The 22,948-nt window shown below is 68.5% G+C and carries 25 protein-coding genes and 3 pseudogenes; 19 read left to right on the plus strand and 9 right to left on the minus strand.

The window, feature by feature from the left end; translation table 11 throughout:
* Positions 1-187: 187 nt before the first annotated feature.
* Together N0A20_RS15425 and N0A20_RS15430 are read right to left on the minus strand one after the other, a co-directional pair.
* On the minus strand, positions 188-562 hold the full coding sequence (locus tag N0A20_RS15425; protein ID WP_260581228.1) for a DUF2493 domain-containing protein: 375 nt from the start codon (positions 560-562) through the stop codon (positions 188-190).
* Positions 562-750, minus strand: a complete 189-nt coding sequence (locus N0A20_RS15430) for a hypothetical protein (RefSeq protein WP_260581229.1) — start codon at positions 748-750, stop codon at positions 562-564. Before N0A20_RS15430 ends, N0A20_RS15425 begins: the two co-directional genes overlap by 1 nt.
* A 487-nt stretch (positions 751-1,237) precedes the next feature.
* Between N0A20_RS15430 and N0A20_RS20250 the strand changes: the two are divergent.
* The 3 genes and pseudogenes from N0A20_RS20250 to N0A20_RS15445 all read left to right on the plus strand — a co-directional run.
* Positions 1,238-1,438: pseudogene (locus N0A20_RS20250) on the plus strand (protein-L-isoaspartate O-methyltransferase family protein); the annotation flags it as partial.
* Between the two features lie 399 nt (positions 1,439-1,837).
* Entirely contained in the window at positions 1,838-3,337 is a 1,500-nt protein-coding gene (locus N0A20_RS15440; RefSeq protein WP_409574796.1) for a TolC family outer membrane protein, read from the plus strand.
* A 46-nt stretch (positions 3,338-3,383) separates the two neighbouring features.
* Positions 3,384-3,815, plus strand: a complete 432-nt coding sequence (locus tag N0A20_RS15445; RefSeq protein ID WP_260581231.1) for a DUF2497 domain-containing protein — start codon at positions 3,384-3,386, stop codon at positions 3,813-3,815.
* 250 nt (positions 3,816-4,065) lie between these two features.
* Here the strand turns inward: N0A20_RS15445 and nudC are convergent, their stop codons facing one another.
* Genes nudC through N0A20_RS15460 form a run of 3 tightly spaced genes read right to left on the minus strand, consistent with a single transcriptional unit; the run spans position 4,066 to position 7,243 of the window.
* Entirely contained in the window at positions 4,066-4,935 is an 870-nt protein-coding gene (gene nudC / locus N0A20_RS15450; RefSeq protein ID WP_260581232.1) for an NAD(+) diphosphatase, read from the minus strand.
* Entirely contained in the window at positions 4,935-6,233 is a 1,299-nt protein-coding gene (locus N0A20_RS15455) for a serine hydrolase domain-containing protein (protein WP_260581233.1), read from the minus strand. The genes nudC and N0A20_RS15455 overlap by 1 nt, the downstream gene beginning before the upstream one ends.
* Positions 6,230-7,243: an A/G-specific adenine glycosylase gene (locus tag N0A20_RS15460; RefSeq protein ID WP_260581234.1), complete on the minus strand. Its 1,014-nt coding sequence runs from the start codon at positions 7,241-7,243 to the stop codon at positions 6,230-6,232. Before N0A20_RS15460 ends, N0A20_RS15455 begins: the two co-directional genes overlap by 4 nt.
* A gap of 256 nt (positions 7,244-7,499) precedes the next feature.
* Here N0A20_RS15460 and N0A20_RS15465 point away from each other — a divergent pair, with 256 nt between their 5' ends.
* Both N0A20_RS15465 and N0A20_RS15470 read left to right on the plus strand, forming a co-directional pair.
* Positions 7,500-8,066 (plus strand): DUF721 domain-containing protein, encoded by a 567-nt coding sequence (locus N0A20_RS15465; protein WP_260581236.1) that lies wholly within the window; start codon positions 7,500-7,502, stop codon positions 8,064-8,066.
* A 19-nt stretch (positions 8,067-8,085) separates the two neighbouring features.
* Positions 8,086-9,588: a DsbA family protein gene (locus N0A20_RS15470; RefSeq protein WP_260581237.1), complete on the plus strand. Its 1,503-nt coding sequence runs from the start codon at positions 8,086-8,088 to the stop codon at positions 9,586-9,588.
* Positions 9,589-9,671: 83 nt separating this feature from the next.
* On the opposite strand, the gene N0A20_RS15475 is transcribed toward N0A20_RS15470, so the two are convergent.
* The gene (locus tag N0A20_RS15475) at positions 9,672-11,075 is read right to left on the minus strand and encodes a methyltransferase family protein (RefSeq protein ID WP_260583927.1); all 1,404 of its coding nucleotides are present in this window, start codon (positions 11,073-11,075) and stop codon (positions 9,672-9,674) included.
* A gap of 248 nt (positions 11,076-11,323) precedes the next feature.
* Here N0A20_RS15475 and N0A20_RS15480 point away from each other — a divergent pair, with 248 nt between their 5' ends.
* Both N0A20_RS15480 and N0A20_RS15485 read left to right on the plus strand, forming a co-directional pair.
* Positions 11,324-12,523: a M23 family metallopeptidase gene (locus tag N0A20_RS15480; protein ID WP_260581239.1), complete on the plus strand. Its 1,200-nt coding sequence runs from the start codon at positions 11,324-11,326 to the stop codon at positions 12,521-12,523.
* Position 12,524: 1 nt separating this feature from the next.
* On the plus strand, positions 12,525-12,926 hold the full coding sequence (locus tag N0A20_RS15485; protein WP_260581240.1) for a polymer-forming cytoskeletal protein: 402 nt from the start codon (positions 12,525-12,527) through the stop codon (positions 12,924-12,926).
* A gap of 13 nt (positions 12,927-12,939) precedes the next feature.
* Here the strand turns inward: N0A20_RS15485 and N0A20_RS15490 are convergent, their stop codons facing one another.
* The 3 genes from N0A20_RS15490 to N0A20_RS15500 all read right to left on the minus strand — a co-directional run bounded on the left by N0A20_RS15490 (position 12,940) and on the right by N0A20_RS15500 (position 16,581).
* On the minus strand, positions 12,940-14,709 hold the full coding sequence (locus tag N0A20_RS15490; RefSeq protein ID WP_260581241.1) for a diguanylate cyclase: 1,770 nt from the start codon (positions 14,707-14,709) through the stop codon (positions 12,940-12,942).
* A 61-nt stretch (positions 14,710-14,770) separates the two neighbouring features.
* Complete coding sequence (locus tag N0A20_RS15495; RefSeq protein ID WP_260581242.1) at positions 14,771-15,073, minus strand: DUF1905 domain-containing protein; 303 nt, start codon at positions 15,071-15,073, stop codon at positions 14,771-14,773.
* On the minus strand, positions 15,073-16,581 hold the full coding sequence (locus N0A20_RS15500; protein WP_260581243.1) for a YifB family Mg chelatase-like AAA ATPase: 1,509 nt from the start codon (positions 16,579-16,581) through the stop codon (positions 15,073-15,075). Before N0A20_RS15500 ends, N0A20_RS15495 begins: the two co-directional genes overlap by 1 nt.
* A gap of 209 nt (positions 16,582-16,790) precedes the next feature.
* On the opposite strand from N0A20_RS15500, the gene N0A20_RS15505 reads away from it, so the two are divergent.
* The 12 genes and pseudogenes from N0A20_RS15505 to N0A20_RS15550 all read left to right on the plus strand — a co-directional run bounded on the left by N0A20_RS15505 (position 16,791) and on the right by N0A20_RS15550 (position 22,862).
* Entirely contained in the window at positions 16,791-17,432 is a 642-nt protein-coding gene (locus N0A20_RS15505) for a TetR/AcrR family transcriptional regulator (protein WP_260581244.1), read from the plus strand.
* A 68-nt stretch (positions 17,433-17,500) separates the two neighbouring features.
* Positions 17,501-17,935 carry a VOC family protein gene (locus N0A20_RS15510; protein WP_260581245.1) on the plus strand — a complete coding sequence of 145 codons (435 nt, stop codon included), beginning with the start codon at positions 17,501-17,503 and terminating at the stop codon, positions 17,933-17,935.
* 25 nt (positions 17,936-17,960) lie between these two features.
* A complete protein-coding gene (locus tag N0A20_RS15515) occupies positions 17,961-18,377 on the plus strand; it encodes a DoxX family protein (protein WP_260581246.1) in 417 nt (138 codons plus the stop codon).
* A 56-nt stretch (positions 18,378-18,433) separates the two neighbouring features.
* Entirely contained in the window at positions 18,434-18,874 is a 441-nt protein-coding gene (locus N0A20_RS15520) for a glutathione S-transferase N-terminal domain-containing protein (RefSeq protein WP_312846554.1), read from the plus strand.
* 21 nt (positions 18,875-18,895) lie between these two features.
* A complete protein-coding gene (locus N0A20_RS20255) occupies positions 18,896-19,105 on the plus strand; it encodes a glutathione binding-like protein (protein ID WP_312846655.1) in 210 nt (69 codons plus the stop codon).
* Positions 19,106-19,164: 59 nt separating this feature from the next.
* On the plus strand, positions 19,165-19,887 hold the full coding sequence (locus N0A20_RS20785; RefSeq protein ID WP_409574691.1) for a DUF1428 domain-containing protein: 723 nt from the start codon (positions 19,165-19,167) through the stop codon (positions 19,885-19,887).
* A 63-nt stretch (positions 19,888-19,950) separates the two neighbouring features.
* A pseudogene (locus tag N0A20_RS20790) lies at positions 19,951-20,211 on the plus strand (VOC family protein); the annotation flags it as partial.
* A 328-nt stretch (positions 20,212-20,539) separates the two neighbouring features.
* Positions 20,540-20,710, plus strand: coding sequence for a VOC family protein (locus tag N0A20_RS20795; RefSeq protein ID WP_409574797.1), 171 nt, complete (start codon positions 20,540-20,542; stop codon positions 20,708-20,710).
* 239 nt (positions 20,711-20,949) lie between these two features.
* Positions 20,950-21,267, plus strand: a pseudogene (locus tag N0A20_RS20800) (VOC family protein); the annotation flags it as partial.
* Between the two features lie 2 nt (positions 21,268-21,269).
* Complete coding sequence (locus N0A20_RS15540) at positions 21,270-21,770, plus strand: VOC family protein (RefSeq protein WP_260581248.1); 501 nt, start codon at positions 21,270-21,272, stop codon at positions 21,768-21,770.
* Entirely contained in the window at positions 21,760-22,215 is a 456-nt protein-coding gene (locus N0A20_RS15545) for a hypothetical protein (RefSeq protein WP_260581249.1), read from the plus strand. Before N0A20_RS15540 ends, N0A20_RS15545 begins: the two co-directional genes overlap by 11 nt.
* A complete protein-coding gene (locus N0A20_RS15550; protein ID WP_260581250.1) occupies positions 22,209-22,862 on the plus strand; it encodes a glutathione S-transferase family protein in 654 nt (217 codons plus the stop codon). The genes N0A20_RS15545 and N0A20_RS15550 overlap by 7 nt, the downstream gene beginning before the upstream one ends.
* Positions 22,863-22,948: the final 86 nt, after the last annotated feature.

The following is a 22,948-nucleotide window of genomic DNA, read 5'->3' on the forward strand; positions in this document are numbered from 1 at the left end:
GGTCTCGCTGGTCTCTACTGAGGACCCGCATGAGCAATGGCGAAGGCGATAGATGCCTGCCGGTGACGCATAGGTCTTGGCTATCAGGCGGGCCTCGATCGCGTGGAGGCACGACGGGCAGCGGAGTCCCCGCGGTTCGCGGTCGCGCGGTGCTTGGCTGGGCATCATCGCTCTTGTCCCCGCCCCGTCACTGGGATGCTCCGGTGGGGTTGGTGGCCAGAAACCGAAAGACGGGCAAACCAGCGGCTCGCGCGCGGCGGTCCATGTCCGCGGTTCCGCGACCGCCGGGGAAGCTTACCGCCTTCGTGGGGCGCCCTTCGTCGATCATCTTCTGGTTGCGGATTGGCCCAGCCGCGAGACCGCGGGCCTTCCAGTCGGCGGGGAAATTCTCGCACCGGCAATTGTGACGGCGGCACCACTCTCGGGCCAGCCTGTCGGCTCCGGGGGCGCCGCCCTGAATTACCGTATCGCGGAGCGGATTGACGTGACAATCAAGCGCGCCAAACACGGCGTTCTCATCGTCGAAGTCGCGACCGCCGAAAACCAGCACACGTTCGCCCATCACGATTCCCCCTGGGTGGAGAGGGCTTGTCCCTGCTCCAGCAAATGCCCATGCGCCTCCAAGACGCGGATCAGCTCGGCCTCCGCTTCCTCAGCCTCATGTCGCTCTCCACAGTCCATGTAGGCTCGGATCAGGGAGCGTTGCTCGCTTAGCCATTTGTCCAGCGTGGCGCGGTCGGGGAAGGTCATGCCGCACCGCCGATCTGGGGCGCGGCGTTTTGCAATGGGTAGCTGTAGCCCGCAGAAAACCGTTGCGAGAACGGACCGCGAATCGTGCAAATCGCCTTGGGATTTCCTGACGCGTCGGCTGATTTGCAGTCCGCTGCGTCACCACTCCGCCATCGGGCCTCATGCCGAACGGCCGGTCCTGACGGACGGCCCGGGTGGGCTTGCGCTACTGATGGGCTTTGGCACCCTTGTCAAGGATTCGCCGATCCGGGCTTGGCGGCGACCACCGGGACAGCTATGCGCGGCGCTGCGGGCGCTTTTGCTGTATTAGCATTGCAATACAGCATCGCTTGAGCTAGAGCGGGCCGCAGCACAGGGTCATTCCAGGAATCGGACAGCGCTGATGGCGACGATATTGAACGAAATTACCGCCGCGGAAATGCGGGCTGCGATGGTCGACAGCCAGCTGCGCACCAATGATGTCATCGACCCGGCGGTCGTCGGCGCGATGGGCGCGGTGGCGCGCGAGGCGCATGTGCCCCCGGCCTTCGCCAGTGTCGCCTATATGGATCGCGCGATCCCGCTCGGCGGCGGCCGCGCGCTCAATCCGCCGCTCGTCACGGGGAGGATGCTCGTCGCCGCGATGGTGCGCCCGGGGATGCGGGTGCTGGTCGTCGGCGCCGCGACCGGCTATTCGGCCGCCTGCCTCGCGCTGCTCGGCGCCGAGGTCTTCGCGCTCGAGGAAGCGGGCGAACTCGCCGCCATGGCACCCGCGCACGACCGGATCGTCTGGATCGAAGGCCCGCTCGCCGCCGGGGCGCCCGGCAAGGGCCTGTTCGACCGCATCATCGTCGAAGGCGCGATCGAGACCCTGCCGCTCGGCGCTCGCCGACCAGCTCGTCGAGGGCGGGCGGCTGGTCGCCGCGATCCGCGACGGCGCAGTCACCCGCCTCGTCCAGGGCGTCAAGACCGGCGGCTCCATCGCGCTGCGCCCCTTTGCCGACATGGACGTCGCGCCGCTGCCGGGTTTCGCGAAGCCGGCCGGGTTCCGGTTCTGAGCGCCGCTTTCTCCCCCTCGTTCCAGGCTGACATGATGACGCACGACCGCATGACCCTCTCTTCCGCCCGCCGCGGCCGCTGGCTTGCCGGCCTCGCGGTCGCCGCGCTGGCGCTGCCCGGCGCCGGACACGCCGAAACGCTGCAGGGCGCGCTCGCCAAGGCCTATGAGAACAACCCGACACTGACCGCGGCGCGCGCCTACCAGCGCGCGAACGACGAAAATGTGCCGATCCGCAAGGCCGACGGCCTGCCCTCGCTGGGCACTGGGGTCGATTATCAGGAAAATCTGGTGCTGCCCGGCAACAGCTTCTTTTCGCCCAAGCGCACCCTGTCGGTCGGCGGCCAGCTCACCGTGCCCATCTATCAGGGCGGCGCGGTGAAAAATGCGGTGAAGGCCGCCAAATATCGCGTCGAGGCGGGCCAGGCCGACCTGCGCGCGACCGAGGCCAGCATCTTCGCCCAGACCGTCGGCGCCTATATGGACGTGATCCGCGACCAGGCTATCGTCCAGCTCAACCAGAAGAATGTCTCCGTCCTGCGCACCAATTTGCAGGCGACGAGCGACCGGTTCGAGATCGGCGACCTGACGCGCACCGACGTCGCCCAGTCGGAGGCGCGGCTCGCGCTCGCCGAGGGCGATCTGCGCACCGCCGAATCGAACCTGATCGGCAGCCGCGAGGCCTATATCCGCCTTGTCGGCGATGCGCCGGTCGATCTCGAACAGCCGCCGCAGCTGCCCAATCTGCCCGCGACGGCGGAGGAAGCCGTCGCGATCGCGCTCACCAACAATCCCGACATCGAGGCGGCGAACCAGCTCGTCAACGCCAGCCGCGCCGATATCGGCGTCGCCCGCGCGGCGCGCCTGCCGCACCTGTCGACGACACTCAGCGGCGGCTACAACAACAATCTCCACTCGGTGACCAGCGCGACCTCGGAAAATACCACGACCAGCACCCAGGCCGCGGTATCGCTGACCATCCCGCTGTTCCAGGGCGGCCGCCCGGCGGCGCAGGTGCGGCAGGCACAGTCGCGGAGCAGCCAGGCGATCGAGGCCTATGTCGAGACCGAGCGCGGCGTCATCGCCCAGACGCGCGGCGCCTATGCCGCCTGGCAAGCGAACGAGCGGATCATCGCCGCGACCGAGCAGGCGGTGAGCGCCAACGCCCTGTCGCTGGAGGGCGTGCGCGCCGAAAACAGCGTCGGCACGCGGTCGATCCTCGACATATTGAACGCCGAACAGGAATATCTGAACACCCAGGTCCAGCTCGTCTCGGCGCGCCGCAACTCCTATGTCGCGGCTTTTTCGGTGCTCGCCGCGATGGGCAAGGCCGAAGCGCGCGATCTGGGGATCGAGGGCGGCGCGCTCTACGACCCCGACGTCAACTACCGGCGCGTGAAGGGCAAGATTTCCGACTGGGACGACGATCCGAAGCCGCAACAGGTCGCGACCGACACGCGAAGCGTTCCCGCTGCCGACGCCGGCGTGCCCGTGCGGCGATCCGCTGACGCCACAATAAGGCTTGGCAAGCATCCCCCGGCACCGGTATGAACATGGTTAATCGCCCGGCTTTCGGACGATGCCGCAGGGGGCCATAATGGGCGACATGTCGCGTGAACCGTCGATGGAAGACATTTTGTCGTCGATTCGGCGCGTCATCGCGCGGGACGAAGCCCCCGGCGCCGCGCGCGAAACCCGCGCCCCGGCGCAGGTCGAGGAAATCCTGGAACTGCAGGACAAGGACGCCGCGGCCGAAACCGCCGCCGCTGAAACCATCCCCGAAGCCGACGAACTGGTGTCGCCCGCCAGCGCCGACGCCGCGCGCCAGTCGCTCGAAGCGCTGACCGCCGCGGTCGCGCCCGCCGTCAGCGCCGCCGTTGCCGCGCCCGCCGCGGGCCGCACGATGGAGGAAGTCGTCCTCGACGCGCTGCGCCCGATGCTCAAGGAATGGCTCGACACCAACCTGCCCGCCATGGTCGAGGCGATGGTAGCCAAGGAAATCAGCCGGATTACCGGGCGGCGGCTGTAAACCACGCCGACTTTTCGATTGTCGCGTTGCTGACGCCCAGGCGGATGTCCGCTTCGGGGTGGGGAGCGGACATAAAGATCCTCCCCGGCACGGGGAGGGGGACCGCGCCCGCAGGGCGTGGTGGAGGGGGTTATCGGCCTTAAGCGGCGTCGCGTAAGACCGAGGCCCCCCTCCGTCAGCGCTTCGCGCTGCCACCTCCCCGCAAGCGGGGAGGATTTCTAGCGTCCGCCACCGCCCGACCTCAGCCAACCTACCCCGCCCAATCCTCCAGCAGATAGCGCGCGATCGCCAGCGGCGGCGGCGCCATGAAGCTGGCGCCCATCTCGCCCGCCAGCGCCGCGCGCACCTCGGCGCGGTCGACCCACATGGCCGCTTCGATCTCGGTCGTGTCGAGCGTCAGCGCGGGATCCTTTGTCACTGCGCGCGCGCCGACCATCAGCGACGAGGGAAAGGGCCAGGGCTGGCTCGCGACATAGGTCACGTCCGACACGCGGATACCCGCTTCCTCGAACAATTCTCGCGCCACCGCTTCCTCGAGCGATTCGCCCGGCTCGACAAAACCCGCCAGCGCCGAGAAAAAGCCCGGCGGAAAACCCGGCTGGCGCCCGACGAGCACCCGGTCCCCGCATTCGGCCAGCATGATGACGACCGGATCGACGCGCGGGAAATGTTCGGAACCGCACGCGCCGCACTTGCGGCCCCAGCCACCGCGGAAGAGCTCGGTTCCCGCGCCGCACACCGCGCAGAAGCGATGCCGCGCATGCCAGTCGACCAGACTGCGCGCGCCGCCGTACAGCGCCGCTTCCTCCTGCGACAGCAAAGGCAACAGCCGCATCACCGTCCGCGAGCGCGCGTCGATCCGCTGGCCGGCCGCCGGTTCGCGCACGAAATACGGCACCCCTGCCGCGTCGATGCCGAGCAGCATCACGGGACGCGCATCGGCGGGGTCGAGCGGTTCCCAGCGCAGCCCGCCGCCCTCGCCCGGCACGAAATCTATCCCGTCGAGCGCGAGGCACAGCGCGCGCGGGTCGGCGACCACCCCCGCGAACGCCGCCGCATCGACACGAACCTGATCGGCGCGGTCGAGCGTCGCGCCGGTGAACCCCAAGGGCAGCGGCATCAGCCCACGATGTCCTTGATCACCGTTTCGCCGAACTTCGCCTGGAAACTCACCGTCTCGGGCGGCATGATCTGCGTATAGCCGCCGACGCGATAGCCGAGCCCGCGATGGACGAAGCCGATCGTCCCGGCCGCCCCGGCCCAGCCGAACAGCCCTTCGCCGCCCGGCGAGGCCGGCAGCGACACGCGCCCGCCGGCACCGAAGCCCTGCCCATCGACGAACGTCCCCTTCCGGTCGACGCTGTCGTCGAGCATGTTCGACATTGCCAGCCGTGCCGTCTCGACGGTCATGATGCGCTTGCCGCCCGTCTCGCCCCCAACCTCGCCTTCCCCGAGCAGCATCGCGAGGAAGCGGTCGTAATCGCGCGCGCTCGACACGAGACCGCCGCCGCCGAACGGATAGGGCGGCTTGTCGAGATAGATCGAGCTGTTCGCCGGATCGAAGGGGATCAGCGCGCCGCCGAACGCCGCATAATTGCTCGTGAAGCGCCCGATGTCCTTCTTCTCGACCATGAAACCGGTGCTCGTCATGCCGAGCGGGTCGAACAGCCGTGCCTTCAGAAAGGCGTCGAACGCCTGCCCCGACACCACCTCGATCACCCGCCCCATCAGGTCGAGCCCGATCGAATAGCTCCACTTCGTCCCCGGCTCATAGACAAGCGGCAGCGTCGCCAGCCGGTCGGCCATCACCGCCAGGCTCGGCGCCGGGGTCACCGGCGGCAGGCCGGGGATCGGCAGGCGGCTCGCCTGACCGCCGACGATGCCATTGTCGTCATAGGCCTTCTTGATCGGCCCCTTCTGGATGATGTTGTACCCCAGCCCCGCGGTGTGGGTCAGCAAATGGCGCACCGTGATCGGCGTCTTCGCGGGCCGCACGTCGGTGATCGACCCGTCGGGGGTGTTCTGCACCTGCATATGGGCAAAGGCGGGCAGGAAATCGGCGATCGGCTGGTCGAGCTTCATCTTGCCGTCCTCGATCAGCAGCATCGCGGCGATGCCGGTGACCGGCTTGGTCATCGAATAGAGCCGCCACAGCGTGTCGGGGCCTACCGGCACCGCGTCGCTCAGCGACTGCACCCCGGCGCCGAAGAAGGTCGCGTCCGCCTGCCCCTTGCCGATCGCGGCCAGCGCCCCCGCCAGTTCGCGCCGGTCGACGAAACCCTCGATGAACGCATGGGTCGCGGGATAGAGCTGTGCCCCGCCTTCCTTGAACGCCCAGGCGGCCTTGGGAAGAAGCAATCCGCTTCCGCCGAGCGCCATGCCGCCGAGCATCGCGCGGCGCGTGACCATCATGTTCATGCAACTCTCTCCAGCATCTTGTCGGTCAGCTTGCGATAGAGCGTCGGCAGCCCCGCCGCGTCAAGGTCCGAGATCGGCCACCACTCGCCTTCCGCTGCGGCATCTGACACTTTCCTACGCACCAGCGTCAGCCGCAGGTCGAAATGGGTGAAGCTGTGGTCGACCGACACGATCCCCGACTCGCGCGGCGCCTCGGCCGTCCACTCGCCGCCGGGCAGCGCGCGCATCCCGCCGAGCATGCCCTTGTCGGGCCGCCGCACCAGCCAGAGCTTGCCGTCGCGCTCGATCCAGTGCGCCAGCCCGTGGCGCTGCGGCTTCGCCTTCTTCGGTGCCTTCGCCGGAATGCGGTCGATATCGTCGCGGCCGCGCGCCCGGCAATCGGCCAGCAGCGGACAAATGCCGCAGGCGGGACTGCGCGGGATACAGATGGTGGCGCCCAGGTCCATCATCGCCTGCGCGAAATCGCCCGGCCGGGCCGCCGGCACCAGCGGCGCCAGCGCCGCCTTGACCGCGCGCTTCGCCGCGGGCAGCGGGGTCAGGATCAGCCGGTGCCGCGCGACCACCCGCTCGATATTGGCATCGACGACCACCGCAGCGCGTCCGAAGGCAATCGCGGCCACCGATGCCGCCGTATAGTCGCCGACCCCCGGCAGCGCGCGCAGCCCGGCCTCGCTGTCGGGAAACGCCCCGCCATGATCCGCCACCACCGCGCGCGCGCAGGCGAGCAGGTTGCGCGCCCGCGTATAATAGCCCAGACCCGCCCACGCCGCCATGACGTCGGCATCCTCGGCCGCCGCCAGATCGCCGACCGTCGGCCAGCGCGTCATGAATCGCTCGAAATAGCCCGCGACCGCCGCGACCGTGGTCTGTTGCAGCATGACTTCGGCCATCCACACGGCATAAGGGTCGGGCACCGCATCGCTTCCCGGCGGCACCCGCCAGGGCAGCACCCGCGCCGACCGGTCGTACCAGCCGAGCAGGCGATGCGAAAAACCGGCGTCGGCGGTCACACCGAGCCCCTCCCCTTCAGGAGTGTCAGGTCGGTCATGCCCCCGGCATGACCTAAAACGTCCGGGGGACGGTTTACCTGACACTGGGTTGGGGTGGGGTCCATCAGCCTTGCGCAAGGACGATGGCCCCCACCCGCTACGACTAGGGAACAAGTTCCCAAGTCTCGCTGCCCTCCCCTGAAGGGGAGGGACTTCGGGGAAATCATAGGTTGGGAACTCTGGACGCTCACCCCCCGCCTATGGCATGGCGGCCGCCATGGCGAAAGACGCGGGACAGGACGAAGCGGCCAAAAAGGCGAAGCGCAACGCGAAGGCCGCCAAGCCGCCCGCGCGCCCCTATGAACGGCCGCGCGGCGGCGAGGCGCGCGCCATTTCGGACCTTGTCCCCGAAATCGGCCGCACCGCCTTTCGCAAATTCGGCTTCATCCAGTCGTCGGTGGTCAGCCGCTGGCGCGAGATCGTCGGCGACCGGCTCGCCGACGTCACCCAGCCCGCGATGATCCGCTTTCCCGCAGGGCAAAAGGCGGGCGGCACGCTGCACCTGACGATCAGCGGCGCCCACGCCCCGATGCTCCAGCATGTCGCCCCCGACCTGATCGCCGCGGTCAACCGCTTCTTCGGCTATGCCGCGATCGCCAGCGTGCGCATGACGCATGGTCAGGTCAGCCCCGCGCCCGCCGTTCAGCAACCGGCAATGCTGAAACCCATACCCGCCGAACTGGGGGACAGTCTGCGCGACATCGGCGACCCCGAGCTTCGCACCGTCCTCGAACGGATGGCCGCGGGACTCGGCGCCGCGCCCAGGCCTCCCCGCATCAGTTGAAGAAAAGAGCCGTCCCGCGATGATGCCCGAATTCCGCCCCCGCCTCGCCGCCGCCCTGCTCGCCGCGGCGGCGCTCGTGCTTTCCACCGCCGCCGCCGCGCCGGCCAAGCCCGCCGCCAGACCGAACTGGTCGGCGACCGTCACCACCAGCAGCATCGGCGCCTACAGCGTCGGCAACCCCGCGGCGAAGGTGAAGCTGGTCGAATATTTCAGCTACACCTGCCATATCTGCGGCGATTTCGCGAAGGCGGGATCGGCGCCGCTGAAGACGCAATATATCGACACCGGGCTGGTGCTGTTCGAATATCGCAACCTCGTGCGCGATCCGATCGACATGACCGCGGCGCTGCTCGCGCGCTGCGGCGGGCCCAAGGCGTTCGCCGGCAATCACGCGGCGATCTTCGCCGGACAGCCCGCGCTGCTCGACAAGGTGACCAAGGCCAGCGACGCGCAAAAGTCCGCCTGGTTCGAGGGCACTACCGGCCAGCGCGCGCGCAGAATCGCCGCCGACACCGGCCTCGCCGCCATCATGACCGCGCGGGGCTATACGGCGGCGCAGCAGAATGCCTGCCTCGACAATGAGGTCGCGCAGGCCGAGCTCACCGGCATGACCAACATCGGCCGCAATGCCGACCGCGTCGCGGGCACCCCCGCCTTCTTCATCAACGGCCGCGACAGCCGGCGTCACCGCCTGGCTAGGCGCTCAAAACGAAACTCGACGCGGCGCTCAAGGCCTCGTAAAAGCCGCCGCATTCCCCCTATCCGGAGAGACCGAGACATGACCCTGCTGCGTACCGCCCTGTTGACCTCGATCACCGCGCTCGCGCTCGCCGCCTGCGGCGACAGCAAGACCGCCGACCCGGCCAAGGAACAGGCCGTGATCTCCAAGGTCGCCGCCCCGGCGGGCAAGAGCTGGTCGCAGACCGTCGTCAAGACGCCCGAGGGCGGCGTGCTGATGGGCAATCCCGACGCGCCGATCAAGCTGATCGAATATGGCTCGCTGACCTGCTCGCACTGCGCCGATTTCTCGAACACCAGCCACGAGGAACTCGCGCGCGACTTCGTCGATACCGGCCGCGTCAGCTTCGAAATGCGCAACTATGTCCGCGACCCGATCGACCTGACCGCCGCCGCGGTGATCCACTGCGCCCCGGTCGAACGCTATTTCCCGCTGACCGAAAACACCTTCGCGTCGCAGGCCGATCTCTTCGCCGCCGCCCAGGCCAATGGCCCGGCCGCCGAGGCCGCGATGCAGCTGCCGCCCGCCCAGCGCTTCCCCGCGCTCGCCAAGGCGCTGAAGCTCGACGCCTTCTTCCAGGCGCGCGGCATGACCGCCGAACAGGTGAACAGCTGCCTCGCCAACACGGCGAACCTCGAGGCGCTCGAAAAGGGCGTCAACGCCGCCAACGAGCAGTTCAACATCCAGGGCACGCCCACCTTCATCATCAACGGCGCGGTCGCCGAAGGCGTCGGTACCTGGCCCGTGCTGAAGGACCGTCTGCGCACCCTCGGCGCGCGCTGATCGCATAGCGCAGGGCATCGGCGCGAGGCGGTCCGCGCCGCGCGGGATCTGTCAAAACGCTGTCCGCCTCGCGGGGAGGATTTTTACGCCACCGGCCCGATCCGCTCGTCCGGCTCCAGCCGGATCAGCGGGCGCTTGCGGCCGCTGATCTTGGCGAACAGGCGCGGGATGACGGCATTCTCCTGCGCCCAGTTCCAATAGGCCTGATAGGCCGGATCGGCGAGCAGATGCTTTTCCTCGGTCTTGGCGCGCCAGTAATAGACGCCGCTCACGAGGCCGAGCAGCACCGTGTTGCGCAGTCCCTCGGTCCAGCCGCCATCGGTGACGAGAAAAGGCAGCGCGCCGACCCACCAGCTGAGGTTCTTCGAGAGATAGGCGGGGTGGCGCGTGAACCTGTACGGACCGTGGGTCAGCACCCCGCGGTGCGTCAGGTTCGAAAAGCGGATGCCGAACGCCATCGTCGCCCAGCTGTAGACCGCGGTCAGGCCGACGAGCGCGACCCCCCACAGGATCATCAGAGTGTCGTGCCCTTCGAGCCAATAGCCCCAGTCCGACCCGTTCACCTGATAGTCGAGCGGACCGCCATTCATCAGGATGAAGGGCGGGTAGCAGATAAGCGCCGCGACCCACGCCATGCCATAGGGGTTCGCGGTGCGGATGTGCGAATCGAGCGGCCGCGCGGTCAGGATATAACCGACCGTCGCGATATGGACGTCGACGAGGTAGAGCAGGTTGATCGCCCACAGCCCGGTCATATACGGGTTGGCGAGCACCTCGCTCATCTCGACCGTCACGAGCGACGCGAAATTGCCCGGCACGATCGACAGCATGAAGGCGGTGAAGAAACCCTTCACGCCCCAGGCGCGGAAATGATGGCCGATCGCGCGGCCGTCGACCGGCTGGCCCCCCTCCCGTTTCTTGGGCGCGACGAGCCAGCGTCCGAACTGGTAACAGCCGTCGCGCGGCTCGATCAGCCGGCGGTCGAGCCACAGCATATAGGGGACCGAGATCAGCAGGAGCCACGGCGCGACGCGCTCCAGCAACTCCATCGAAAACTCGTACTGTCCCTCCCAATAGTAGCGCATCGTCGCATAGGTGAGCGCGATCATCGCCCAGGTCGCCCAGAGGCCGGTCAGCTTGGTCAGGCTGATGTCGAGCGTCTCGCGCCACGGACGGCGCTGCGCCCAGTCGATCCCGGTCGAGGGATTGCGGTGGACCTTGTCGACAAAGACCGACCACAGCACCATCGGGATGGCGCAGGCCAGCACGCTGGCGATCGCCGAATTGGGACCGCTCAGCGGACCGCGATTGCCCCAGTCGATGCCCAGGAAGCCCGCGATCTCGGGCGCATAGCGCGCGATCAGCAGATAGGAGATCAGCCCGATCAGCCCGACGATCCCGACCCCGTCGCTGACCGCCGAACGCGGCCGGGCGGCGCGTTCCGCGGCGCCGCCGGAAAGGGGTTCGGCTCCGGCCGGAACGGTCATTTTGGGCATATGGGTCACGCGCCCCGGACTAGCCGAAAATGGTAAGCAAGCCGTCAATATTACCCGGCGATTCGGCGCGAAATCCTGCCAAAATGGCAGCGTTGCCACCGTTTGACACCGTTCACCGCATCCCCCTTTCGACTCGGCGCGAGTCGCGGCGGCAGGATTCGCGAGTCGGGCGGACTCCTGATAAGGCGCGCGTCATTCGGGGCGGAGGGCTCCACAATAATACAAGATGGGGTCGCCACTTGTCATCGAAATCCACGGGCCTGCGCCATTGGCGCCAGCGCTTCGACGCGCTGTTTCAGGACCATGAAATCTTCATTCGCACGCACGGCCATGTCCGGTTCCTGCGTGTCAGCGCCGTCTGGCAGAAGCGCGTCGCGCTGATCGCCGCGGCCGCGCTGCTCTTCTGGGCCGGCACCATGCTCGCCGTGCTGATCAACCAGCTGCTGACCGCCGACGAACGCGCCGCGGTCGCGCAGCAGCAGGCCGCCGCCACCGCCGCCGAACAGCGGATCGCCCGCTATCGTGACAGCGTGGCGGAGACGGCCGCCGACCTGGCCGAGCGCCAGGATCAGCTCGACGAATGGTACAGGGAAAGCTTCGGCGCCGAACCCGGCGCGGTCACCGGCGAAGCGGCGGCCGCACCCGCGGCCGACGCCGCCGCGCCGCTCAAGACCAGCGCGCTCGACCCTAGCCTGCCGCCCGAGGCGCAGGCGCTGGCGCAGCTCGAGACCCGGCAGGAAGCCTTTGCGACGCGCCTGCTCGCCGCCGTCAACGAACGCGCCGCCAAGGCCGAAACCGCCGTCGCGGCGCTCGGCCTCAATCCCGGCGCGCTCGTCCGCAACGCGCAGGCCGGCCGCGGCGGTCCCTTCATCCCCTATCGCGGCAAGATGGGCCAGGCCAAGGCGCTCGGTCCCTCGTTCGCCGCGCTCGAAGGCGCGCTGTTCCGCATGGAAGTGCTCGAACGCACGCTCGTCGCGGTGCCGTCGGGACAGCCCGCCGACGTGCTGATGATGTCGTCGGGCTTCGGCTATCGCAGCGACCCCTTCACCGGCGGCGGCGCGATGCACGCGGGGCTCGACTTCCGCGGCCCCATCGGCACCCCGATCCTTGCCGCCGCGCCGGGCAAGGTCGTGTTCGTCGGACAGAAATCGGGCTATGGCAATGTCGTCGAAGTCGATCATGGACAGGGCATATTGACCCGCTATGCTCACTTGTCGGGGTTCACCGCCACGGTGGGCAAGCAGGTTGCGGCGGGAGAGCAGATCGCGAAGATGGGCTCGACCGGCCGTTCGACCGGCAGCCACCTACATTTCGAAGTCCGTCTGAACGGCGTCGCGGTCAACCCGCGCCGCTTCCTGGAGGCCAAAGCCGATGTTCTTGAAGTCAAAGCGGACGCCCGCGAGCGAGTCGGCTCCGTCGCCCGCACCGGTGCCCGCTAAGATGGCGACGGGCGCGCGTCATACGACCTTCTCGATCCTGGGATCGGACGTCGTCGTCACCGGCAATGTTTCGGCCAGCGTCGACCTGCACATCGACGGCAAGATCGACGGCGACCTGACCTGCGCCAACCTGGTCCAGGGCGAGGCGAGCGAGATCAAGGGTGCGGTCGTCGCCGAGACCGCCAAGATCGCGGGGCTGGTCGACGGGTCGATCGAGGCCAAGACGCTGATCGTCCATTCGACCGCGCGGATCACCGGCGACGTCGTCTATGAAACGATCACGATCGAGAACGGCGGCAAGGTCGACGGCAAGCTGTCGCACCGCCGCCACGGCGCGGGCGCCGTGAAGGCGCCGCCGCCGCTGGAGGTCGTCGAGAACAAGCCGGCGTCGCTGGGGATCTGAGCGCCAGGTCTGCTTATCCGTTCGACAGCACGCTTTCGCGGCCCGAGCCTTCATCCGGCGCGGGCGGAAATCCCGTGCCGCGCTGAATGATCACGCAGTCGCGCCCGGCGCGCTTCGCATCGTAGAGCGCCTCGTCGGCGAGCCGGTAAAGCTGCTGGAAGTCGCTCGCCGGGCGAATCTCGGCGACGCCGACGCTCGCGGTGACCGCGCGCTCGCCGATCGACTCGCGGTGATCGCAGGCGGCGATGCCGCGCCGCACGCTTTCGGCGAAGCGCGCCAGCACCATGCCCTCCATCCCCACCGTCAGCAGCCCGAACTCCTCGCCGCCCAGCCGCGCGGCGGTGCACATCGGCCCTTCCCAGCGCGCGATCCGCTGGCCGACCGTGCACAGCACTTCGTCGCCGGCATCATGGCCATGAACGTCGTTGATCGACTTGAAATGGTCGATATCGACGAGCAGCAGCGCCGCCGGCAGATCGTCGGCGCGCGCCCGGTCGAGCAGGGGCGTCACGCTGTCGACGAAACCCCGGCGGTTGCGTAGGCCGGTCAGCGGATCGCGCCGCGCCAGTTGCTGCGCCAGCGCCTCCGACGCGCGGGCGCTGTCGCGCTCGACCCGCAGCTGCGCCAGCCGCCGCGTCGCCGAGGCCGAGAGCCACAAGGCCTGCCAGGTCGCCGCCGCCAGCACGAGCAGTTTCGATCCGCCGCCCCACACGCTGTCGTCGACATCGACGATATGGATGAAGCCGAGCACGACCATCGGCAGACACCAGGCGGCGAGGAAGTCGCGCGCCTCGACCGACCCGCGGCGCCACGCCCAGCCGAGGCACAGCGCCACCGCGATCAGGTCGGCGACGATGATCAGCCCCAGCATATCGGCCCACTCGGTCAGGCTTTCGCTGCGGATCAGCGCGAGCGGCACGCCGATCAGCCCGACGCTCGCGCCGAGCAGCAGCGCGCCGATCCGCAGCCAGCGCGGAACGACGCTGCGCTCGATCGCGAGCACCGCGCTGGCGGTGGCGATGGCGATGGCGAGACAGGCGAGGAAGGTCGAAAGCTGCGCCGAAACGGTTCCCGCGAGGCGGGGGAAGAGCGCCAGATGCGCCTGCGACCAGAGCCCTCCCCAGATTAGCATCGTCGCCGACCACGCCGCCTGCCAGGCGAGATATTGGCGGCGCACCGCGACCGCGAGCGACAGGCTGTAGATGCCGCTGACCAGCAGGAGCGTCAGCGCGGCGCCGACGCCGACCGCCATGCCGGTCGACTGGACCACCGCCTCGCCCTTCGGCAACAGCCGCGCGCGGAGCAGCCCGAAACTCGCCAGCCCGTCGAAGCGCATCGTGACCGAGGTCAGCGGCACGCCGCGTTCGGGCGCCTCGAACAATATCTGGCCGCCCGCGCGCCAGTGCGCGCCATAGTCGCCCTGCCGCACGTCTTGCCAGCGCGTCTGGCCGTCGGCGTAGGTGAAGGCGACCGCGAGCCGGTCGAAGCGCGACTGGTGGACGAGCAGCGCCAGGTCGCGCCGGGCCAGCGACAGGCGGGCGGGGTCGGTGCGCAGCCACAGGCTGCCGCTGTTATAACCGGCGGGCGTTCCGGCGCAGGAAAAACGGAGCGCGCCAAATTCGCCGTCGGGCAGCGCGCGATCGCTGACCGCATGGCAGAGCGCGCCGCCGCCATTCAGCGTCACCGCCTTCGCCGGCGATACGGAGAAGGCGAGCAAAAGCAGCGCGAGGCCGAACAGCAGCCGGCCGCGGAGCTTCGAAAGAGGATCGCCCGCCAGGGTCATCCACTCCCTATGGCAGCAAGAGGTTGGAAAATCTTTACCATCGCCGCGCGCGCTTTCGGCCTCACCCCCGCCCCGGGCGGCCGACCCGCATCGCCACCCGCACGGTGTCGCCCAGGCCGACGCCTTCGGCGCGCTGCACCGCGACCTTGACCGGCAACATATAGGTGCCGCCGCGCGGGAAGAGCGACGTCGCGAAGGTGGTCGCGCCGATCGTCGCGACGACGGGAACGACGCCCCAGCCATAGCTTTCGGAGAGCGCGGCGTAGCGGATCGCGGCGACCTCGGCGTCGGGGACCGGCGCGAACAGGAAGGGCGCCGGACCGCGCCATTCGACGATTTCGGCGTCGAAGCGGATATCGTCCATCAGCTGCGCGGCGCCTGCCGCCGATAGCTCAGCGCCTCGGCGAGATGGATGCGGCCGATGGTGGCGGCGCCCGCCAGATCGGCGATCGTCCGCGCCACCCGCAGGATGCGCGTATAACCCCGCGCCGACAGCCGCATCGCCTCCGCCGCCTGCGCGAGCAGTTTGCGCCCCGGTTCGTCGGGCGTCGCGACGGCCTCGAGCAAGGTGCCGTCGATCTCGGCATTGGTGCGCGCCTGGTGGTCGACATAGCGACGGGTCTGCAGGTCCCGCGCCGCCGCGACGCGCGCGGCGACCTCGGCGCTGCCTTCCGATGGCGGCGGCAGGACGAGATCGGCGGCGCTGACCGCCTGCACCTCGACATGCAGGTCGATGCGGTCGAGCAAGGGGCCCGACACCTTCGCCTGATAATCGGCGGCGCAGCGCGGCGCGCGGCTGCACGCGAGTGCGGGGTCGCCGAGATGGCCGCAGCGGCACGGGTTCATCGCCGCGACCATCTGCACGCGGGCGGGAAAGGTGACATGGGCGTTGGCGCGCGCGACGCTGACCTCGCCCGTTTCGAGCGGCTGGCGGAGCGAATCGAGTACCGTGCGCTGGAATTCGGGGAGTTCGTCGAGGAACAATACGCCGAGATGCGCGAGGCTGACCTCGCCCGGCCGGACGCGCAGGCCGCCGCCGACGAGCGCGGGCATCGACGCCGAGTGATGCGGCGAGCGGAACGGGCGCGCGCGGATCAGGCGCCCGCCCTCGAGCTGCCCCGCGACCGAGGCGATCATCGACACCTCGAGCGCCTCGCCGGGATCGAGGTCGGGCAAGATACCGGGAAGGCACGCCGCCATCAGCGACTTGCCCGCGCCGGGCGGGCCGACCATCAGCAGATTGTGGCCGCCCGCCGCGGCGATTTCGAGCGCGCGCTTGGCGACCTCCTGCCCCTTGACCTGCGCGAGGTCGGCGGTGCGGCGCGGCTCCTCGACCTCGCCCGGCCGCGGCGGGGCGAGCAGCGCGCGGCCCTTGAAATGGTTGAGCAGCGACAGGAGGTCGGGCGCCGCGAGCACCTCGACATTGCCCGCCCACGCCGCCTCGGGTCCCTGCGCGACGGGACAGATCAGCCCGCGCTCCTGGCTGCCCGCATGGAGCGCGGCGAGCAGCACGCCGGGCGAAGCCGCGACTCGGCCGTCGAGACCGAGTTCGCCGACGACGACATAGGAGGAGAGCGTTTCGGGGTCGATCACCCCCATCGCGCCGAGCAGGGCGAGCGCGATCGGCAGGTCGTAGTGCGAGCCTTCCTTGGGCAGGTCGGCGGGCGACAGGTTGACGGTGATGACCTTGGGCGGCAGCGACAGGCCGATCGCGGCGATCGCCGCCCGCACCCGCTCGCGGCTTTCGCCGACCGCTTTGTCGGGCAGGCCTACGACGACGAAGCGCGGCAGGCCGGGGGTGATCTGGCACTGCACCTCGACCCCGCGCGCTTCGAGACCGAGATAGGCGACGGTGGAAACGATCGCGACCATGACACCCCCCGCAAGGCGGACGATGTGCCCGCTTTGTTCTCATCGTCTTTTAGGGTAAAGTCGGCGGAAGGCGAGTCTTTTTGGAAGTTGGCGAAAGTGCCGCGCCGCGCGACACCGGGGCAGTCGCGGTTGCCCGTTGACACCATACCAACTGGTCGGTATGTTGATTCGCATGACAGCGACTCAGCCCCCCTCTTCTTCCGGATCCGATGGCGGCGCGGCCGGGGCCCGCGCCGCGCGGGCGGGCGGCGCGGGGGAGTGCGCGGGCGGCGCTGATCGCGGCGGCGCACACGACCGTGCGCCGGCAGGGCTACGCCGCGACGAGCGTCGACGATATCTGCGCCGCGGCGGGCGTCACCAAGGGCGCCTTCTTTCACCATTTCGCCTCGAAGGAAGCGCTGGCGGTCGCGGCCGCCGAGGCCTGGACCGAGCGCGCGCGGCCGATGTTCGAGATGCTGCCGCACACGAAGCTCAAGGATCCGCTCGACCGACTGCTCGGCCATATCGATTTCCGCTTCTCGATGCTTCACGGCCCGGTCGACGGCTTCATCTGCTTCATCGGCACGATGGTGCAGGACGCCTATGCGACCAGCGAGCCGATCCGGCTCGCCTGCGAAGCGAGCATCGCCGCCTATTGCGACGCGCTGGCCCCCGACATCGAGGCGGCGATCGACGCCTATGGCGCGCCGCCGGGCGTGACTGCGCCCGATCTGGCGCGGCATGTCCAGTCGGTGCTGCAGGGCGGCTTCGTCCTGGCGAAAACGACGAACGATCCGGCGATTGCGCGGGAAAGTGTCGCCCATTTGCGGCGTTACATCCTCATGCTGTTCGGCCGGGGAGAAACGGCATGACCGGCGAGGCTATGGCGGGGCATCGGCATCCGCGCTGACCATCGGAAACACCCCCAAGGAGAGAGCAGATGTCCCAAATGATCTTCATCAACCTTCCGGTCGCCGACCTCGCGAAATCCAAGGCCTTCTACGAGGCGGTCGGCGCGACCAACAACCCCGCCTTCACCGACGACACCGCGGCCTGCATGGTGCTGAGCGACGTGATCCACACCATGTTGCTGACGCACGAGAAATGGGCGACCTTCACCCCCAAGGCGATCCCCGACGCGCATACCACCGCGCAGGTGCTGCTCTGCGTGTCGGCGGAGAGCCGCGAGGCGGTCGATAGCCAGGTCGCGAAGGCGGTCGCCGCGGGCGGCAAGGCCGACCCGACCCCGACGCAGGATCATGGCGGCTTCATGTATGGCCGCAGCTTCGAGGACCCCGACGGCCATATCTGGGAAGTGATGTGGATGGACCCGGCGGCGATCCCCGCCGGCGAACCCGCCGAAGCGTCGGCCTGACAGGAACCGGGGGGAGGAGGAAGCGATGGCCGATGCAGTCCCCGCCAAGGGCCAGTCGATCGCCGGACGCATCATGAGCGGACTGGTGATCCTCTTCCTCCTCTTCGACGCCGGGCTCAAGCTCGCGGCGCCGCATATGGCGATCCGGTACAGCCCGCCCGGCCTCGGCTGGCCGCTCGATACCGGCACCATGTACCTGCTCGGCACGCTGCTGCTGGTCCCGACGATCCTCCATATCTGGCGGCCCACCGCGATCCTCGGCGCGATCCTGATCACCGGCTATCTCGGCGGGGCGATCGCGACCCATGTCCGCATCGGCAGCCCGCTGTTCAGCCACAGCCTGTTCGGCGTGTACCTGGGCCTGATGCTGTGGGGCGGGCTGTGGCTGCGCGACCCGCGCGTCCGCGCGCTGATCCCGCTGTCGAGGGGACCGGCCCGATAGCGGAATCGCCTTCGCCAATATGGCGGAAAAGAAGCTGAACGAAGAGGAGCTGACCGATGCCCGTGAACCCCGACAGCAGCCTTGAAGTCACGGCCTTCGACTGGGTGCCCGATTTCGCGCGCGGTTTCGTCCGCGACCTGCGTCCGCGCTGGGCGTGCGAGGAGATCGGACTCGATTATGCCGAGCATCTGATCAGCGCGATCAACCGCCCCGCCGACCATTTCCTGTTCCAGCCCTGGGGGCAGGTGCCGGTGCTCAATGACGGCGGCATCCGCCTGTTCGAGAGCGGCGCGATCCTCCTCCACCTCGCGGAAAAGGACGCGCGGCTGATGCCGCGCGATCCGCAGCAGCGCGCCAACACGCTCGCCTGGCTGTTCGCCGCCTATAACAGCGTCGAGCCGATGCTGTTCGAGCTCGGCAATGTCGACCTGTTCGCCAGGGACGAGGAATGGGCGACGCTGCGCCGCCCCAGCCTGATCGAATTCATCCAGGGCTAGCTCGGCCGCCTGAACGACGCGATCGGCGACAAGTCCTATCTGGCGGGCGAATTCACCGTCGCCGACATCGCGATGGCGACGGTGCTGCGCGAGGCGGTCGAGGCGGGGCTGGTCGCCGAACAGCCGCGGCTGCAGGCCTATCTCGACCGCTGCCTCGCCCGCCCCGCCTTCCAGCGCGCGCTCGCGGCACAGCTCGCTGCCTTCAGCGAAGAGGCGGGACCACCCGCCTGACGAGAAATAGCCCCTCCTCTTCAGGGGAGGGGATGTAGAGGGGCAGAAGGAGAAGCAAGATGACCTATGTCGAAGGATTTGTGGTCGCGGTGCCGACCGCCAACAAGGAAGCCTATCGCAAGCATGCCGCCGACGCCGCGCCGCTGTTCCGGGAGTTCGGCGCGACGCGGATGGTCGAATGCTGGGGCGACGACGTGCCCGACGGCAAGGTCAACGACTTCAGGGGCGCGGTGCAGGCGAAGGAAGACGAGACCGTCGTGTTCAGCTGGTTCGAATATCCCGACCGCGCCACCCGCGACGCCGCGACCGAGAAGATGATGAGCGATCCGCGCATGGAGGCGATGGGCACGAACATGCCCTTCGACGGGTCGCGGATGATCTATGCCGGTTTCGATTCGATCCTCGACGAGTCCGGCACCGGCACCACCGGCTATGTCGACGGCTTTGTCGCGCCGGTGCCCGATGCGAACAAGGGGCGCTATCTGAGCCTCGCCAAAATGGCGTCGGACGTGTTCATCGAATATGGTGCGACGCGCGTCGTCGAGGCGTGGGGCGACGATGTCCCCGACGGCAAGGTCACCGACTACAACCGCGCCGCGCACCGCAAGGATGGCGAGAGCGTGATCTACAGCTGGGTCGAATGGCCGAGCAAGGAAGCACGCGTCGCGGGCTGGGAAAAGGTGATGGCCGACGAGCGGATGACGCCCGAACCCGCGGAAGACCGGCCGTTCGACGGAATGCGGATGATCTATGGGGGTTTCGAGCCGATCGTCCAGGCCTGACGCCGACCTCACAAGAGGAGAAATATCATGACCGAGGCATCGAATTTCATCTGGTACGAGCTCATGACCCCCGACCCGACGGGCGCCGCCGCCTTTTACGGCGCGGTGGTCGGCTGGACCATCCCCGACACGGGCGAAGCCACCGCGGGCGGCGTCGACTACCGGATGATCGTCCGCGGCGACGGCGGCCATGCCGGCGGCGTGCTGGCGCTGACGAGCGAGATGGAGGCCGGCGGGGCGCGGCCCTTCTGGATCGGCTATCTGCATGTCGAGGACATCGATACCGCGATCAAGGCGATCGAGGCCGACGGCGGATCGCTGCAGATGGGCGCGATGGACATCCCCGTCGGGCGCATCGCGATGGTCACCGACCCGCAGGGCGCGCCCTTCTATGTCATGGCCCCGACCCCGCCGCCGGGATCGGAAGGCATGGAAAGCGATGTGTTTTCGGTGACCGAGGCGCAGCATATGCGCTGGAACGAGCTGTCGACCAGCGACCCCGACGCCGCCATCGCCTTTTACACCGGCCGTTTCGGCTGGGGACAGGAAGGCGAAATGGATATGGGCGACATGGGCGCGTACCGCTTTATCCAGCGCGGCGACGTCGGGCTGGGCGCGGTGATGCCGATGATGCCCGGCACGCCGAGCGCCGATGTGGACCTTCTACATCGGGGTCGCCGATATCGACCGCGCGCTGGCCGCGGTGAAGGCGAACGGCGGCACGGTCATTACCGAGCCGATGGAAATTCCCGGCGGCGAATTTGCGATGAACGCGGTCGATCCGCAGGGCGCCTCGTTCGGGCTGGTCGGGCCGCGGAAATGACGAAAGCCTCTCCCGCAGGCGGGAGGGGTCGGGGGTGGGCAGCGACGGTGCGATGGCCCACCCCGCTGCGACTAACGAGCAAGCTCGCAAGTCTCGCTGCCCCTCCCGCCTGCGGGAGGGGAAAAAGGAGAGAATATATGCCAAGCCGACCCAACCAGGGCCCCACCGGCGGCCTGACCCCGCATATCGCCATCGCCGACAAGCGCGCCGGCGAAGCGATCGAATTCTACAAGAAGGCGTTCGGCGCGACCGAGCTGGCGCGCATCCCCGCCGACGACGGGGTGCGGTTGATGCACGCGCATCTGCTGGTCAACGGCGCGTCGCTGATGATGCACGACGAATTTCCCGAATATGTCGAGAATGAGAGCGGCCCGCCCGACGGCGTGACGCTGCACCTGCAGGTCGACGATGCCGACGCCTGGTTCGACCGCGCGGTCGCCGCCGGCGCGACGGTCGTGATGCCGCTCGACAATATGTTCTGGGGGGACCGTTATGCCCAGGTGAAGGATCCGTTCGGCCATCAATGGTCGATCGGGGCACCGATCGAAGGAGAGTGAACATGGCCGACAAGACCCCCGCGACATTGTGCCTCTGGTACGACAAGGATGCCGAGGAAGCGGCGCATTTCTACGCCGCGACCTTTCCCGACAGCCGGGTCGGCGCGGTCCACCGCGCGCCCGGCGACAATCCGAGCGGCAAGGAAGGCGACGCGCTGACCGTCGATTTCACCGTGCTCGGCTTTCCGTGCATCGGCCTCAACGGCGAGCCGGCCTTCCGGCACAGCGAGGCCTTTTCCTTTCAGGTCCACACCGACACGCAGGAGGAGACCGACCGGCTGTGGAATGCGATCGTCGGCAACGGCGGCGCCGAAAGCATGTGCGGATGGTGCAAGGACAAATGGGGCCTCAACTGGCAGATCACCCCGCGCGCGCTGAGCGACGCGGTGGCGGGTCCGGACAAGGCGGCCGCGAAGCGCGCGTTCGAGGCGATGATGACGATGAAGAAAATCGACATCGCCGCGATCGAGGCCGCGGTACGGGGCGACCCGGTTGACGCCTGAGCGCGGCGTCCGCGCCTGGCTGCTCTGCGGCACGCTCGACATCGCCTATGCCGCGGTGTGGAGCCTGCTCGCGGGCGGCAGCGTCGGCGGGATGCTCCGCGGCGTCGCCAAGGGACCGTTCGGCGACGGCGCGGGCGATTGGGGCATCGCCGGCGCGCTCGCGGGTCTCGCGACGCATTATGCGATCATGGGGGCGATGGTCGCCTTCTGGTTCGCGGCGGCGCGGCGGCTTCCCTCCCTCGCGCGGCTGCCGTGGTGGCTCGCCGGAACCCTTTACGGCTTCGGCCTTTATCTGGTGATGAACGCCGTCGTGCTGCCGCTGCGTTTCGGCGCGCCCTTTCCGCCGCCCGACCTCGTCAAGGGCGCGGTCGCGCTGTTCCCGCATATCGTTTTCGTCGGCTGGCCGCTCGCCTGGCTGACCCGCAAGGACAATCGCCGATGCTGATCTTTTACGGCCACCCCTTTTCCTCCTATACGTGGAAGGCGCTGATCGCGCTCTACGCGAAGGACATCGCCTTCGACTATCGCTCGGTCGATCCGGCCTTTCCCGATCATATGCCCGAGCTGACGGCGCATTGGCCGGTGGGGCAGTTTCCGCTGATCGTCCACGACGGCACGCCATATTTCGAATCGTCGATCATCATCGAATATCTCGACCGGCTGGTGCCCGAGCCGCGGATGGTCCCCGAGGATCCCGACGCGGCGCTGAAGGTGCGGCTGTTCGACCGCATCTTCGACCTTCATGTGATGAACAGGATGCAGGAGGTGGTCGCCGACGCGATCCGCGGGCCGGAGAATCATCTCGACATCGTCGTCGAGCAGGCGAAGGCGAAGCTGGAGACCGTCTATGGCTGGCTCGACAGGGAGCTGGCGGGGGGCGGCTGGGCGACGCCCTTCGGCTTCACGCTCGCCGATTGCGCGGCGGCGCCGTCGCTCTTCTATGCCGACTGGGTGCACCGGATCGACCCGAAATACGAGAATCTGCGCGGCTATCGCGCGCGGCTGCTCGCGCATCCGCCGGTGGCGCGCTGCGTCGAGGAGGCGCGGCCGTACCGCGCCTATTTCCCGCTGGGGGCGCCCGACCGGGATTAACCTTTCGCTGCTCGCCGTCCCGGAACGGCACAGCCCGGCGGCATAGGTTAACGCGGCGCTGACAGTGCCGCTTTGCCTTTTGGCAA

It is taken from the genome of Sphingopyxis sp. PET50 (genome assembly GCF_025244705.1).
Taxonomy (GTDB): Bacteria; Pseudomonadota; Alphaproteobacteria; order Sphingomonadales; family Sphingomonadaceae; genus Sphingopyxis.

What these genes read in the sequence shown, in the direction of transcription:
- N0A20_RS20785 (WP_409574691.1), top strand. Translation starts at nt 19,165, where the DNA reads ATGACCTATGTCGAAGGATTTGTGGTCGCGGTGCCGACCGCCAACAAG.
- N0A20_RS20795 (WP_409574797.1), top strand. Translation starts at nt 20,540, where the DNA reads ATGTGGACCTTCTACATCGGGGTCGCCGATATCGACCGCGCGCTGGCC.
- N0A20_RS15520 (WP_312846554.1), top strand. Translation starts at nt 18,434, where the DNA reads ATGCCCGTGAACCCCGACAGCAGCCTTGAAGTCACGGCCTTCGACTGG.
- N0A20_RS15425 (WP_260581228.1), bottom strand. Translation starts at nt 562, where the DNA reads ATGGGCGAACGTGTGCTGGTTTTCGGCGGTCGCGACTTCGACGATGAG.
- N0A20_RS15445 (WP_260581231.1), top strand. Translation starts at nt 3,384, where the DNA reads ATGGGCGACATGTCGCGTGAACCGTCGATGGAAGACATTTTGTCGTCG.
- N0A20_RS15540 (WP_260581248.1), top strand. Translation starts at nt 21,270, where the DNA reads ATGGCCGACAAGACCCCCGCGACATTGTGCCTCTGGTACGACAAGGAT.
- N0A20_RS15455 (WP_260581233.1), bottom strand. Translation starts at nt 6,233, where the DNA reads ATGAACATGATGGTCACGCGCCGCGCGATGCTCGGCGGCATGGCGCTC.
- N0A20_RS15475 (WP_260583927.1), bottom strand. Translation starts at nt 11,075, where the DNA reads ATGACCGTTCCGGCCGGAGCCGAACCCCTTTCCGGCGGCGCCGCGGAA.
- N0A20_RS15485 (WP_260581240.1), top strand. Translation starts at nt 12,525, where the DNA reads ATGGCGACGGGCGCGCGTCATACGACCTTCTCGATCCTGGGATCGGAC.
- N0A20_RS15550 (WP_260581250.1), top strand. Translation starts at nt 22,209, where the DNA reads ATGCTGATCTTTTACGGCCACCCCTTTTCCTCCTATACGTGGAAGGCG.
- N0A20_RS15505 (WP_260581244.1), top strand. Translation starts at nt 16,791, where the DNA reads ATGGCGGCGCGGCCGGGGCCCGCGCCGCGCGGGCGGGCGGCGCGGGGG.
- N0A20_RS15440 (WP_409574796.1), top strand. Translation starts at nt 1,838, where the DNA reads ATGACCCTCTCTTCCGCCCGCCGCGGCCGCTGGCTTGCCGGCCTCGCG.
- N0A20_RS15490 (WP_260581241.1), bottom strand. Translation starts at nt 14,709, where the DNA reads ATGACCCTGGCGGGCGATCCTCTTTCGAAGCTCCGCGGCCGGCTGCTG.
- N0A20_RS15510 (WP_260581245.1), top strand. Translation starts at nt 17,501, where the DNA reads ATGTCCCAAATGATCTTCATCAACCTTCCGGTCGCCGACCTCGCGAAA.
- N0A20_RS15430 (WP_260581229.1), bottom strand. Translation starts at nt 750, where the DNA reads ATGACCTTCCCCGACCGCGCCACGCTGGACAAATGGCTAAGCGAGCAA.
- nudC (WP_260581232.1), bottom strand. Translation starts at nt 4,935, where the DNA reads ATGCCGCTGCCCTTGGGGTTCACCGGCGCGACGCTCGACCGCGCCGAT.
- N0A20_RS15470 (WP_260581237.1), top strand. Translation starts at nt 8,086, where the DNA reads ATGATGCCCGAATTCCGCCCCCGCCTCGCCGCCGCCCTGCTCGCCGCG.
- N0A20_RS15495 (WP_260581242.1), bottom strand. Translation starts at nt 15,073, where the DNA reads ATGGACGATATCCGCTTCGACGCCGAAATCGTCGAATGGCGCGGTCCG.
- N0A20_RS15465 (WP_260581236.1), top strand. Translation starts at nt 7,500, where the DNA reads ATGGCGAAAGACGCGGGACAGGACGAAGCGGCCAAAAAGGCGAAGCGC.
- N0A20_RS15515 (WP_260581246.1), top strand. Translation starts at nt 17,961, where the DNA reads ATGGCCGATGCAGTCCCCGCCAAGGGCCAGTCGATCGCCGGACGCATC.
- N0A20_RS15500 (WP_260581243.1), bottom strand. Translation starts at nt 16,581, where the DNA reads ATGGTCGCGATCGTTTCCACCGTCGCCTATCTCGGTCTCGAAGCGCGC.